General features: G+C 67.8%; 7 protein-coding genes. 3 read left to right on the top strand and 4 right to left on the bottom strand.

The annotated features are described in order from the left end of the window. A partial coding sequence (locus VGT80_RS13570; protein WP_327456640.1) for a hypothetical protein occupies positions 1 to 181 on the top strand: 181 nt, incomplete at its 5' end. A 68-nt stretch (positions 182 to 249) separates the two neighbouring features. On the opposite strand, the gene VGT80_RS13565 is transcribed toward VGT80_RS13570, so the two are convergent. Further along, on the bottom strand, positions 250 to 2361 hold the full coding sequence (locus tag VGT80_RS13565; RefSeq protein ID WP_327456637.1) for a response regulator: 2112 nt from the start codon (positions 2359 to 2361) through the stop codon (positions 250 to 252). A 1-nt stretch (position 2362) separates the two neighbouring features. Then, positions 2363 to 7948, bottom strand: coding sequence for a HAMP domain-containing protein (locus VGT80_RS13560; protein WP_327456636.1), 5586 nt, complete (start codon positions 7946 to 7948; stop codon positions 2363 to 2365). Between the two features lie 379 nt (positions 7949 to 8327). Here VGT80_RS13560 and VGT80_RS13555 point away from each other — a divergent pair, with 379 nt between their 5' ends. After that, positions 8328 to 9107 carry a hypothetical protein gene (locus tag VGT80_RS13555; protein ID WP_327456634.1) on the top strand — a complete coding sequence of 260 codons (780 nt, stop codon included), beginning with the start codon at positions 8328 to 8330 and terminating at the stop codon, positions 9105 to 9107. Next, positions 9091 to 9855, top strand: coding sequence for a metallophosphoesterase family protein (locus tag VGT80_RS13550; protein WP_327456633.1), 765 nt, complete (start codon positions 9091 to 9093; stop codon positions 9853 to 9855). The genes VGT80_RS13555 and VGT80_RS13550 overlap by 17 nt, the downstream gene beginning before the upstream one ends. Positions 9856 to 10092: 237 nt before the next feature. Here the strand turns inward: VGT80_RS13550 and VGT80_RS13545 are convergent, their stop codons facing one another. After that, on the bottom strand, positions 10093 to 11694 hold the full coding sequence (locus tag VGT80_RS13545; protein ID WP_327456631.1) for a hypothetical protein: 1602 nt from the start codon (positions 11692 to 11694) through the stop codon (positions 10093 to 10095). A gap of 69 nt (positions 11695 to 11763) precedes the next feature. After that, positions 11764 to 13251: a serine hydrolase domain-containing protein gene (locus VGT80_RS13540; protein WP_327456630.1), complete on the bottom strand. Its 1488-nt coding sequence runs from the start codon at positions 13249 to 13251 to the stop codon at positions 11764 to 11766. Positions 13252 to 13806: the final 555 nt, after the last annotated feature.

Raw genomic sequence — 13806 nt, 5'->3', positions numbered from 1 at the left:
CAACGCGCTCGCCGAGGCCGGCCTGCTGGCCCGCGCCTTCGCGCCCGGCGCCGCCGCCGACGAGCTGGAATCCATGGCCCGCGCGCTGTCCAGCGGGGCCCGCGACCGCGACATGGACCGCAAGCACGCCCGCCGCCTCGCTGCCGCCCTTCGCCGCATCGCCAGGCGCCGCGCGGCCTAGCGCAAAGAATCCTTCTCCCCTTGCGGGAGAAGGGAGGGGTTCATGGCGATTGTTGGAAGGCCCGCGCCCTACTCCGCCGCCGCCACCGTGGTGGGCTCTTCCACCTTGGCGCGCGGACCGCCCTCGGCCTTGCGCTTGCGGCGCACCGGCTTGTCGAGGATCTTGCGCAGCTTGGCGGCCAGGGCGGCCGTCTCATAGGGCTTGTCGAGCAGCGGGAACTCCGCCGTCTCCAGCACCGCGCCTTCGCCCATGAAGCCCGAGGTCAGCAGCACCGGCAGGCCGGGCCGCAGCTCGCGCGCCGCGCGGGCGAGTTCGAGGCCGCTCATCCCGCCCGGCATCACCACGTCGGTGAACAGGATGTCGAGCGTGGCGTCCGAGCGGATGATCTCCAGCGCCTCGGCGCCGTTGGTGGCGGTCTGGGCGCTGTAGCCGAGCCCGCTCAGCATATCGAGGGTCAGGGCCAGCACGGTCGGATCGTCCTCGACCAGCAGGATGCGCTCGGAGCCGCCCTGCACCTCGGCCGGCCGCGCCTCGCTGCGCACCACCTCGGCGGGCGCATCGGACACCGGCAGCCGCAGCTGGAACGAGGCGCCCTTGCCGACCTCGCTCTCCAGCCGCATCTCGCCCTCCGACTGGCGCATGAAGCCATAGACCTGGCTGAGGCCCAGCCCCGAACCCTTGCCCACCTCCTTGGTGGTGAAGAAGGGCTCGAAGACCCGCTCGCGCACCTCCGGCGACATGCCGGCGCCGGTGTCGCGCACCTCGATCACCACGCGGTCGCCCGCGGCGGTCTTCTCGCGCGAGGTGGCGATGGTCAGCACCCCGCCGCCCGGCATGGCGTCGCGGGCGTTCACCGCCAGGTTCAGGAGCGCCGTCTCGAGCTGCGTCGGGTCCACGTGGGCGCAGAGCCCCTTGCCGGTCAGGTGGACATCCAGGGTCACAGCCTCGCCCACCGCCTGGCGGATCAGCGGCGTGAAGTCGGCGATCAGGGCGTTGACGTCCAGGCTCACCGGCGACAGGTGCTGGCGGCGCGAGAAGGCCAGCAGCTGGCGGGTCAGGTCACGGCCGCGCTCGGTCGCCTGGCGGATGGCGTCGATCCGGCGCAGCCGCCGCGGCTCGTCCTCGGCCTTGCGGCCGAGCATGTCGATGTTGCCGAGCACCACGGTCAGGAGGTTGTTGAAGTCGTGCGCCACCCCGCCGGTGAGCTGCCCGACGGCCTCCATCTTGCGCGCCTGCGCCAGCTGCTCTTCCAGCTGCTTGCGCTCGGTGGCGTCGAGGATCACGCCGAAGATCTCGCGCGCCGACCCGTCCTCGGTGGGCGCGACCACGCCCTGGTCCTGCAGGACGCGATACTGGCCGTCGGCGCAGAGCATGCGGAACTCGACGCTGTAGGCGCCCGTCTTGACCGCGTTGGCGACGCGCTGGACCACCATCTCAAGGTCTTCAGGATGGATAAGGCTCGACCCGAAGGTCGGATCCTCCACGAACCGCGAGGCCGGATAGCCGAGCATCCCTTCCACCGCGTCGGAGACGAACTGCGGGGCGTAGGGCGGCTCGATGCTGCGCGAATGGATGACGATCGGCAGGCTCTTCAGGATCGCTTCCTGCCGCGCCTCGGTGACCCGCAGCGCCCGCTCGGCCTTGTCCTTCTCGGCCTTCACCCGGGCGTGCTCGTCGAGCAGCCACTCCTGATAGGACGCCTGGCGCTTCACCTCTTCCGTCTTCAGGTAGAGGTCCACCAGGACCTGCACCTTGGACTTCAGGATGAACGGGTCGACGGGCTTGAACACCACGTCCACCGCCCCGGCCGAATAGGCCTGGAAGACGTGCGCCTCGTCGCGGAAGATCGCCGTCACGAAGACGATCGGCGTGCGGGCGGTGCGCTTGCGCGAACGGATGAACTCCGCGGTCTCGTAGCCGTCCATGCCCGGCATGTGCAGATCGAGCAGGATGACCGCGAATTCCTCGGTGAGCAGCCGCTTCAGCGCCTCCTCGCCCGAGCGCGCCACCACCAGCTCGTGACCCAGCTCCTCCAGCGCCTGGACGGCCGCGAACGCGTTTCGCTCATCGTCGTCGACGATGAGGATCCGCGCCATGATCGGCGTGTCCGGATCGGGCGGAGCCTGGGGCTCCGCCCGCCAGGAGAGGGGCAAGAGATTGGCCTTCGCGGCTCGGGTCACGTCAGCTCGCTTGCGGGATCAGGGAAACCACCGTGTCGCTGGCCAGCCGGATCGCGTCGGCCCTCTGCATCGAAACCCGCAGCACCGAAACCAGGTGGTCGATGTCGACCGGCTTGGAGACGTAGTCCGAGGCGCCGGCCTGGATGCACTTCTGCCGGTCGCCCTTCATGGCCTTGGCCGTGACGGCGATGATCGGCAGATCGGTCAGCCCGACGCGGGAGCGGATCTCGCGGATGGTCTCGTAGCCGTCCATGTCCGGCATCATGATGTCCACCAGCACCACGTCCACGTCCGGCTGCGCCTCGAGCACTTCCAGACCCGCCCGGCCGCTTTCGGCATAGCTCAGCTCCACCCCATACTCCTCGAGGGCCGAGGCCAGGGAGAAGATGTTGCGGATGTCGTCGTCGATGACAACGATCTTGCGGCCGGCCAGCATCGGATCGTCGAGCTTGCTCTGGCTGAGCTTGGCCTTGGCGGGATCGGACATGCGTTCCAGCGGTTCGTGCAGCAGCAGGCTCGCCTGGTCGACCAGCTGGTCGGGCGTGCGGGCCAGCCGGATCAGGCCGCCGAACACCGCCAGCCGCAGCCGCCGGTCGTCCTCGGGCTCCACCTCGTCGGGGGCATAGACCACCGCCGGGACGCAACGGCCGTCGGCCTGTTTCATCAGCTCCACGATATGAGCCGCCGACGCCGCGGAGGCCTCGATCATCAGGCCGTCCGGACGCTCCGCCGCCGGCCGGGCGAGGACTTCCTCCAGGTCGGCCACCAGTTCCACCTCGGTGAAGCAGGCCCGCAGCAAGTCGGCCGCCTCGCCTTCCTTGCCGACCAGCACGATGCGCCGGTCGACCCGGTCGACGAAGCTCTTGACGCCCTGCAGGGTCGAGACCACCACCTCGCGCTCCACCGGCTTGTGGGTGAAGCCGAAGGCGCCCATCGACAGGCCGAGCCCCTTCTGGTCGTCGGCCGAGATGACGTGCACCGGGATGTGCCGCGTCTCGGGCGTGCGCTTCAGGAGGTCGAGCAGCGCCAGGCCGTCCATGTCCGGCAGGCCGATGTCGAGCATGATCGCATCGGGCCCGAAGCGGCGCGCCAGCGACGGCGCGGCCGAGCCCTCCCCGGTCACCACGCCCTTGAACCCGCTCTCGCGGACCAGGGACAAGAGGATCGAGGCGAAGCGCGGATCGTCCTCCACGATGAGCACCACCGAGTCGGTCGAGTCGACGGAGTCACGGTCGTCGGCCACGGCTTCCACCGGCTCTTCGGAGAAGGCCGAGGGCATCAGCATCGGCCGCGGCATGGCCGCCGCCGCGGCGCGGGCCGCCGCGCTCGGCGCCTGGGCCGGGCTGAAGTTCAGCGGCAGGAACAGGGTGAAGGTCGAGCCCTTGCCGGGCACGCTCGCCACCTTCAGCTCGCCGCCCAGGAGGCGGGTGATCTCGCGGCTGATCGACAGGCCCAGGCCCGTGCCGCCGTACTTGCGGCTGGTGGTGCCGTCGGCCTGCTGGAAGGCCTCGAAGATGATCCGCTGCTTGTCGTCGGGGATGCCGATGCCCGAGTCCTCCACCGACAGCGCCAGCACCTGGCCGGCGGTGTTGAGGTGGTCGTTGGACACGTTCCAGCCGGCGTGGACACGCTCGACCTTCAGCTTCACATGGCCCTTTTCCGTGAACTTGAAGGCGTTCGACAGCAGGTTCTTGATGATCTGCTGCAGCCGCTTGTCGTCGGTGTACATCGAGCGCGGCAGGGCCGGATCGAGGTCGACGACGAAGTCCAGCTTCTTGTCCGCCGCGATCTGGGAGAAGGTCCGGTCGACGTGGTCCTTGAGGCTGGCGAAGGACATCTCGCCGATATCCAGGGTGACCGTGCCGCTCTCGATCTTCGATAGGTCGAGGATGTCGTTGATCAGCCCCAGCAGGTCGGTGCCCGCGTCGTGGATGTTGCGGGCGAACTCCACCTGCTTGTCCGACAGGTTGCCCTGAGCGTTGTCGGCCAGGAGCTTCGACAGGATCAGCAGGCTGTTCAGCGGCGTCCGCAGTTCGTGGCTCATATTGGCCAGGAACTCGGACTTGTACTTCGAGGTGAGCGCCAGCTGTTCGGCCTTCTCCTCCAGGGCGATCTTGGCCTGTTCGACCTCGCGGTTCTTGGCTTCCACCTGCTGGTTCTGGATCGACAGCAGGTGCGCCTTCTCCTGCAGCTCGGCGTTGGTCTGCTGCAGCTCCTCCTGCTTGGTGCGGAGCAGCTCTTCCGATTGACGCAGCGACGCGGCCTGTTGCTCGAGCCGGTCGTTGGTCTTCTTCAGCTCCTCCTGCTGCGCCTGCAGTTCCGACGTCAGCAGCTGCGACTGCTTCAACAGGCCCTCGGTGCGCATGTTGGCCGCGATGGTGTTGAGCACGATGCCGATGGATTCCATCAGCTGGTCGAGGAACTGCTGCTGGGTGTCGTTGAACTCGCCGAAGGTGGCCAGTTCGATCACCGCCTTCACCTCGCCTTCGAACAGGGCGGGCAGGACGATGATGTTCGACGGCGGCGCTTCGCCGAGGCCGGAGTTCACCTGCACATAGTCCTGCGGGACGTTGGTCAGCAGGATGCGCGACTTCTCATAGGCGCACTGCCCGATCAGGCCTTCGCGCAGCGCGAACTGGTTGGCCAGGTGCTTGCGGCTGTTGAAGGCGTAGGAGGCGGCCAGGTTCATCACCATCGCGCCTTCCTCGTCCCGGTCGGAGACGTAGAACACCGCGTGCTGGGCGTTGATCAGCGGCGCCAGTTCCGACAGCACCAGGTTCGACACCGTCGACAGGTCGCGTTCGCCCTGCAGCATCCGGGTGAACCGGGCGAGGTTGGTCTTCAGCCAGTCCTGCTCGGTGTTCTTCAACGTCTGATCGCGCAGGTTCCGGATCATCTCGTTGATGTTGTTCTTCAGCTCCTCCACCTCGCCCGAGGCTTCCACGGTGATCGAGCGGGTGAGGTCGCCCTTGGTCACGGCGGTGGACACCTCGGCGATGGCGCGCACCTGGGTGGTCAGGTTGGCGGCCAGTTCGTTCACGTTGTCGGTCAGGTCGCGCCACAGGCCGGCGGCGCCGGGCACGCGGGCCTGGCCGCCGAGCTTGCCTTCGATACCCACTTCGCGGGCCACGTTGGTCACCTGGTCGGCGAAGGTGGCGAGCGTCTCGATCATGCCGTTGATGGTGTCGGCCAAGGCCGCGATCTCGCCCTTGGCGTCCAGGGTCAGCTTGCGCTTCAGGTCGCCCATGGCCACCGCGGTCACCACGTCGGCGATGTTGCGGACCTGACCGGTCAGGTTGGCCGCCATCATGTTCACGTTGTCGGTCAGGTCCTTCCAGGTGCCGGCCACGCCGGGCACCTGCGCCTGGCCGCCGAGCTTGCCTTCCGTACCCACTTCGCGGGCCACGCGGGTCACTTCGGAGGCGAAGGCGTTCAGCTGGTCCACCATGGTGTTGATGGTGTTCTTCAGCTCCAGGATCTCGCCCTTCACGTCCACGGTGATCTTCTTGGAAAGGTCGCCCTTCGCCACCGCGGTCGTCACGTCGGCGATGTTGCGCACCTGGCCGGTCAGGTTGCCGGCCATCAGGTTCACGTTGTCGGTCAGGTCCTTCCAGGTGCCGGCGACGCCGCGCACCTGAGCCTGGCCGCCGAGCTTGCCTTCCGTACCCACTTCCCTCGCCACCCGGGTCACTTCGGAGGCGAAGGAGTTCAGCTGGTCCACCATGGTGTTGATGGTGTTCTTCAGCTCGAGGATTTCACCGCGCACGTCCACGGTGATCTTCTTGGACAAGTCGCCCATGGCCACCGCGGTGGTCACCTCGGCGATGTTGCGCACCTGGCCGGTCAGGTTGGCGGCCATGAAGTTCACGTTGTCGGTCAGGTCCTTCCAGGTGCCGGCGACGCCCTTCACCTGGGCCTGGCCGCCGAGCTTGCCTTCCGTACCCACTTCCTTCGCCACCCGGGTCACTTCGGAGGCGAAGGAGTTCAGCTGGTCCACCATGGTGTTGATGGTGTTCTTCAGCTCCAGGATCTCCCCGCGCACGTCCACGGTGATCTTCTTCGAAAGGTCGCCGTTGGCCACGGCGGTGGTCACCTCGGCGATGTTGCGCACCTGGCCGGTCAGGTTGCCGGCCATCAGGTTCACGTTGTCCGTCAGTTCCTTCCAGGTGCCGGCGACGCCCTTCACCTGGGCCTGACCGCCCAATTTCCCTTCCGTACCCACTTCCCTAGCAACACGTGTCACTTCGGAGGCGAAGGAGTTCAGCTGGTCCACCATGGTGTTGATGGTCTGCTTCAGCTCCAGGATCTCGCCGCGCACGTCCACGGTGATCTTCTTCGACAGGTCGCCGTTGGCCACCGCGGTGGTCACCTCGGCGATGTTGCGGACCTGGCCGGTCAGGTTGGCGGCCATGAAGTTCACGTTGTCGGTGAGGTCCTTCCAGGCGCCGGTGACGCCTTCCACGCGGGCCTGACCGCCGAGCTTGCCCTCCGTACCCACTTCGCGGGCCACCCGGGTCACTTCCGAGGCGAAGGCGTTCAGCTGGTCCACCATGGTGTTGATGGTGTTCTTCAGCTCCAGGATCTCGCCCTTCACGTCGACGGTGATCTTCTTGGAGAGGTCGCCGTTGGCCACGGCGGTGGTCACTTCGGCGATGTTGCGGACCTGGCCGGTCAGGTTGCCGGCCATCAGGTTCACGTTGTCGGTGAGTTCCTTCCAGGTGCCGGCGACGCCCTTCACCTGGGCCTGACCGCCCAATTTCCCTTCCGTACCCACTTCCCTAGCAACACGTGTCACTTCGGAGGCGAAGGAGTTCAGCTGGTCCACCATGGTGTTGATGGTGTCCTTCAGCTCCAGGATCTCGCCCTTCACGTCGGCGGTGATCTTCTTGGAGAGGTCGCCGTTGGCCACCGCGGTGGTCACTTCGGCGATGTTGCGCACCTGGCCGGTCAGGTTGGCGGCCATCAGGTTCACATTGTCGGTCAGGTCCTTCCAGGTGCCGGCGACGCCGCGCACCTGCGCCTGGCCGCCCAGCTTGCCCTCCGTACCCACTTCACGCGCCACGCGGGTCACTTCGGAGGCGAAGGAGCCCAGCTGGCCCACCATGGTGTTCACCACCTTGCCGATGCGCAGGAATTCGCCGCGCAGCGGCCGCTCCTCGTTCTCCAGGTCCATGGTCTGACTGAGGTCGCCCTTGGCCACCGCGTTGATCACGCGGGCCATTTCGGCGGTCGGGTGGACCATGTCGGCGATCAGGGTGTTGACCGCATCCACGCTCGCCGCCCAGGAGCCCTGCGCCGCGGGCAGCCTGGCCCGGTGGTTGATCTTGCCCTGCCGGCCGACGATCTCGCCCAGCCGCTCGAATTCCTTGGTCATGCGGTCGTTCATCTCGACCACGTCGTTGAAGGCCTCGGCGATCTCGCCGTCGATGCCGGTCAGGCCCTTGGGCAATCGTACCGAGAAGTCCCCGCGCCGGAAGGCGCGCAGCGCCCCCAGGAGCTCGTTAACGCCCGACGGCGAGGTCGCGGTCGGACTGGGGCGCGGAACTCGCGCCGACTTGGTGACGGACTTGGCAGCGGCTGACGGCATGGTTCCCCCGGGAACAGAGCGATTGCGACCCTGGGGATGCATGCTGGCAATGACCTGATCGAACTCGAACGTGAGACGCTCAGGCCGGAAACAAGACACACCCCCGCCTGTCCTGCGAACGACCAAACGGGCCGCCCGGTTCCAGGCTGCGGACGATTTTTTTGCTGTTTTTTTGGGTCCCGGCCGTCTCGCACGCAACCGTGCTGCAATCCCGGAACCGGCCGCGACTATCTCAGAGGGCGCAAAGAACTTCAAATCAGAACAATGGCTAAGCTTGCCGCCTGCGTCACTCGGCCTCGCGCCGGCGGAACCGCGGGCATGGGCCGCCGTTTCCGGCCAGGGCGCCTATCCCAGCCCCCGCCGGAGCGTCCAAGCCCTCATGTCCCAAGCGCCGCCAGACGACGCGTTCGAGCCGCCCCCCGAGGCCGAGGCCTTCTACGCCGAGAGCCTGCGGCTACTGAAGGAGTCCGGCATCCCCTTCCTGCTGTCGGGCACCTACGCGGTCACCGCCTTCACCGGCATCGTCAGGCCGACCAAGGATCTCGACGTCTTCTGCAAGGCCGGCGACTACCCGCGGATCCTCCGCTACTTCCAGGACCGCGGCTACCGCACCGACGTGGAGGACGAGCGCTGGATCGCCAAGGTCTGGCAGGACGACCACTTCTTCGACGTGATCTTCGCCATGTCCAACGGCGCGGCCCCGGTCACCGACGAGTGGTTCCAGGGCGGCGACACCATCACCGTCTATGGCGCGGAGGTGGGCATCACGCCCCCCACCGAGCTGATCGTCTCCAAGATGTTCATCCAGGACCGCTATCGCTACGACGGCGCCGACGTGGTCCACGTCATCCTCAAGGCCAACGACCGCATCGATTGGAAGCGCCTGCTCCGCTACATGGAGCCCTACTGGGAGGTGCTCCTGGTGCACCTGCTCAACTTCCGCTTCGTCTATCCCACCGAGCGCGACCGGGTCCCCGCCTGGATCGTGGAGGAGCTCACCGGGCGCCTGCAGGCCCAGATCGGCCTGCCGCCGGCCCGCATCCGGGTCTGCCGCGGCCGCCTGTTCAGTCCGCGCGACTATGTCACCGACATCACCGAATGGGGCTTCGCCGACGTGGTCGGCAAGGGGCTCGAGGAACGGCATGAGCCGATCGCCTGATCCCGCCCCCGCCCCCATCGACGGAAACGGCGCCGGCAGGCTCCGGCTGGCGGCCATCGGCGATCTGCACGTCGTCGAGACCCACCGCCATCCCTACCGCGAGCTGTTCTCCCGCATCTCCCAGGAGGCCGACGTGCTGGCGCTGTGCGGCGACCTGACCAACTTCGGCAAGACCCCGGAGGCCGAGATCCTGGCCGAGGACCTGCAGGCCTGCTCGATCCCCGTCGTCGGCGTACTCGGCAATCACGACTACGAGTGCGGCCAGCCGCAGGAGGTGACCCGCATCCTCCACCAGGCCGGCATGCGCTGCCTGGAGGGCGAGCCCATCGAGGTGAACGGCGTCGGCTTCGCCGGCTCCAAGGGATTCATCGGCGGCTTCGGCCGCTACATGCTCTCGGCCTTCGGCGAGGCGGAGATCAAGACCTTCGTCCAGGCCTCCATCGACGAGACCCTGAAGCTGGAAAGCTCGCTCAGGATGCTCAAGACCGAGCGCACGGTGGTGGTCCTGCACTACGCCCCGGTCGAGGACACCGTGGTCGGCGAGCCGCAGGAGATCTTCCCCTTCCTGGGCTCCGCGCGCCTGGGCGAGACCATCGACCGCTTCGACGGCGTCCGCTGCGTCGTCCACGGCCACGCCCACCGCGGCGCCGCCCAGGGCAAGACCCCGCGCGGCATCCCGGTCTACAACGTCGCCAAACCGGTCCTGAACCGCGACCTCGGCATCGAATTCGCCCTCATCGAGGTTTGACACCGCCCCCGCCAATGGGCGGTGGGCGTCCGAAGGGACTCTTGTCCGGACGCCCGCCGCGAGTTGGAACCGAGGGGTTTGGGAACCGTCGCGTCGGCTGCCGGATCCGGCAAGCGGGTGATTGTTCTCCGCATCGCCGACGCGCCGGATCGTCTTAGGGCCGGACAAAGGCGAGCATGTGGCGCAGCTAAACCGTAGGGCGCAGTAGGGCGCAGTGGCCCGCTCCTCTGGACCACCCTAGCGATCGAGCAACGGCGCCATCGGCCGCCGCCAGACCAGCACCACCGCATCGCCCTGCGTCAGCCGCTCGGCCGGCGCCCCGAACTGGGCTCGCGCCGCCGCCTCGCAGGCGTCGGTGGCAGGACAGCCCTCGATGTCGCTGCGGATCACCAGGAACGGGCTCGCCCCGGCCGGTTCGGCGCCCGGCGCGTACCACAGGCTGGAGGTCTCGACCGGGCGTCGGGCGACCCGGCCGTTCTGGAACACCACCGGGCGCACGGTCACCGCTCCGCCGGTCAGCGTGTCCATCGCGAGGGCGTTCGCGCCCCAATAGGGGCCGTAGCCGTAGGTGAGGTGATGGGCCTCGAGCAGCTCACCCAGCGCGCGGGCCTGCGCCGGTTCCGACGACGGGATCGGGCTGGTCCAGTCCTGCGGGGCCATGGCGGCCGCCGACGCCATGAACAGCGCCGCATAGATCGCGACCAGCCCTTTCAGGGCCCAGGGCCACGCGCGCCACCTCTCCGCCGCGACCGTGGCGATCAGCAGGGCGCCCAGGAAATAGAGGTTGGGGAAGAACCGGGCGACGTACATCCCCGTATTCGGCGGGCCCAGAAGGTAAAGCGCGGTCACCGCGCCGATCGAGAGGATCGAGACGGCGCCCGTCAGCTGGCGGCCGGGACTGGCCCTGCGCCACCCCAGCAAGGTCAGCACCGCCGCCCCGCCGACCATCACCGCCAGCGCCGCCAGCGAGACGATCTTGGTGCGCGGCTCGTCGAGGTTGGCGCCCGGCGCGATGTTGAACATCACCGACAGCGCGCGATAGCCGAGGCTCAGGTTGGTGACGAGGGCGTCCCAGCCGCCGGGCTGGAAATGGCCCCTTCGCAGGAACTGCAGCAGGCCGAACGGGTGCTTGTAGGCCGCCCACAGCGCCAGCGCGGCGACGAGGCAAAGCGCCCGGGCGCAGCCGCCGAGCCGCGTGCCGCGGTTCAGCACCGCCAGGGCGCCGCTCGTAAGGATCAGCGGCGCCGCGATCGCCGCGCTCGCCCAGGGGTCCGAAACGGCGTCCAGGTAGAGCATGACGCCCGCCGCGAGGCAGGGCCCATAGAGGCGTCGCTCAAGTCCCCAGTAGGCCAGCAACAGGACCACCAGGCCCCACGCCAGGGACACGTTGTGGGTGATCGGATAGCCAAGGAATCCGACGTGGCCCAGGGCGTGGTAGTTGGCGAACAGCAGGACGACGGCGGTCGCCAGGCCGGCTCGCCACCCGGCCATCCGCGCGGTCAGCCACCCCGTCAGCCCGACGGAGGCCACGAAGAACAGCCAGCCCACCAGGGCCGCCACACGGGCCGTGGCCCCGAACACCGAATAGATCAGCGACGAGACGGGCAGCAGGGAGAACAGCCAGTTGTCCTCGGTATAGGTCCAGGTCTTCAGGAACCCCAGCCCATGGTCCTGCGCGCCGCGCCACAGCGCGACGCTGACGAAGATGTCGGGATCGGCCTTCCAGGCCACCAGGCAATAGTGCAGCGAGATCCACAGCCCCGCGCAGATCAGGGCGGCGGCGCCGAGGATGTAGCCGGCCCGCCGCGGCCGAGCGCGGTTTTGTGGGGCCTCCCTCATGGACCGCGCGGCTCTCCTCGAACCCGCTCGCGCGTCAGCGCGCGCTGAGCGACCGGGAGACCGTGCGCGCTATCGCGCATCTGGATCTGCGAGAACCTGGAAGCTGATCGCCTTGCCGGTCTTGTCCGTGCTCAGGGCGACCACGCGGGTATCGCCGGGCGGGCCGACACGGAAGGCCGAGCTGGTCGCGCCCTTATCGTCAACGCTCCGCTTCACCAGGACGAGCGGGCTCGCGGCCCAAGCCCGAGGCAGGGCGGCGCGGAACTCAGCGCCGTCGTCGGGCTTGAAGGTGTAGCCGCTCTTTGCGACGAACTCGGGGCTGAGGTCTGATCCGGCGACCGCGGCGACCATCATGCGTCGCGCCTTGGCGGCGATGGCCGGGTCGGTGTCGGTGATCGGAGACAGGGGCGTCGGCATCAGCGCCGGCAGCACCGTCCCCGCCACGACGTGCTCGATCTGCCCCGGCCGCGCGTGGTCGGAGTCGAGGTTGGCCAGCACCACCACGGTCAGTCCGTCATCGACGTAGCGGGAGATCTGGGTGGTGAACCCCTGCCACGACCCGCTGTGCCGGATCACCTTGTGGCCGTTGACCTTCCCGATCCCCCACCCGAAGCCATAGCCCGCGCTGTTGGGCTTGCCGTCGTTCAGGACGAAGGGCGTCCACATCCGCTGCAGGGAGGCGCGCTTGAGCAAAGCCTCTCCATAGAGCGCCTGGTCCCACTTCTGCAGGTCGCGCACGTTGAAATAGAGCGCGCCGTCCGCCGTGCGATTGAAAGTGGGCGAGACGTAGCTCTGGTTCCGCAGGCGCCCGCCCTTGATCTCGTAGCCCGCGGCGCGGCCCGGGATGATGTCGGCGTCGGAGATGACGCGCGTCCTGGTCATGCCGAGGGGCGCGAAGATGCGGTCGTGCAGGACGTCGCCGTAGAATCGGTTGGTGACCTTCCGGACCATGAAGCCGAGCAGCACGTAGTTGGTGTTGCGATAGTCCCATCCGGCGCCGGGCGCATATTCGATGGGCAGGGCTTCGATCTTCTTCAGCAGCTCCTCGTCGGTGAAGTCGAGGCGCAGGTCGAAGGGGCCGCCCGGCTCGGCAAGGGCGCCTTCCTCGTACTCGGCGAGGCCTGAGGTATGCGAGAGAAGGTTCTTCACGCGGATCGGCTTCCAGCTCTCCGGAGCGTCCGGGAAGTACTTCACGATGGAGTCGTCGAGACCGACCTTTCCCTCCTCCACCAGCATCATAACGGCGGTGGCGGTGAACTGTTTGCCGACCGACCCCGACTGCATCACGGTGTCGGGCGTGACCTTGGCGCCCCACTCGATGTTGGCGAGGCCATAGCCCTTCTCCAGCAGCGGTCGCCCGTGGCGATAAACCCCCAGCTCAAGGCCGGGGATTCGCTCCCGCGCCATTTCCGCGGTGATGTAACGATCGATGGCGGCCTGCTGTTTGGTCGTCAGGCCCGGCGGCGGCTTCGCGAAGCTTGAACCCGCAACGCAGAACGCGGCCGGCGCCACCGCCGCGATAAGCGCGGCCGTTCCCGCGATCCCGATCCGCTTCATCCCGCGACCCTCTTCCCGCTTGACCCGCGCCAGCTTCGCTGTTGACGGGTGGCCAAGCAAGGTCGGCCTACGAGGCCGCCCGCGGGCATGCCCGCCGTCTCGGCCGCGAAGGCCCCCGTCGTCCGCGTCGTTCCGACGAACGCAGGACGTTGATCGGGTCCGGTCCAACTCACGGAACCCACGGACCTTTCCGGGGCACGGCCGCTTCGGTGTCCATCCGTACAGTCCGTGGTTCAAAGAATCCTTTTGACTCCCGACCCGTCTCGTGTTCTACTTTTGTTCTCATGAAGCCCTCGGTAGTGGGTGAGTTTGAAATTCGCCGCCGCGCGTGAGGCTTGAGCGCGCGGCGGCGGCGGTTCATGCTCGTGGGGTGAAAACCGAGCCCGCAACCTTCGTGTTGATCGCCGTGGGCGCGGGAGCAGGTTTCTTCTTGGGAAGAGCCCTGGGGCACGAAAATATCGGGATGGCGCTTGGCGCTGGTCTCGGGGGTGGCCTAGGCAGGTATCTTGCGATGCGTTCCGAGAGAGAGCGGCCCCCGCAATGAAGACCCCCAAG

This window comes from Phenylobacterium sp. (assembly GCF_035944335.1).
Taxonomy (GTDB): Bacteria; Pseudomonadota; Alphaproteobacteria; order Caulobacterales; family Caulobacteraceae; genus Phenylobacterium.
Note: the sequence above shows the minus strand (reverse complement) of the source record. Positions and strands in the feature narration are given on the sequence as shown.

Excerpts from the sequence above, each read along its gene's own strand:
- VGT80_RS13555 (WP_327456634.1), top strand. The coding sequence starts at position 8,328 with ATGTCCCAAGCGCCGCCAGACGACGCGTTCGAGCCGCCCCCCGAGGCC.
- VGT80_RS13545 (WP_327456631.1), bottom strand. The coding sequence starts at position 11,694 with ATGAGGGAGGCCCCACAAAACCGCGCTCGGCCGCGGCGGGCCGGCTAC.
- VGT80_RS13540 (WP_327456630.1), bottom strand. The coding sequence starts at position 13,251 with ATGAAGCGGATCGGGATCGCGGGAACGGCCGCGCTTATCGCGGCGGTG.
- VGT80_RS13550 (WP_327456633.1), top strand. The coding sequence starts at position 9,091 with ATGAGCCGATCGCCTGATCCCGCCCCCGCCCCCATCGACGGAAACGGC.
- VGT80_RS13560 (WP_327456636.1), bottom strand. The coding sequence starts at position 7,948 with ATGCCGTCAGCCGCTGCCAAGTCCGTCACCAAGTCGGCGCGAGTTCCG.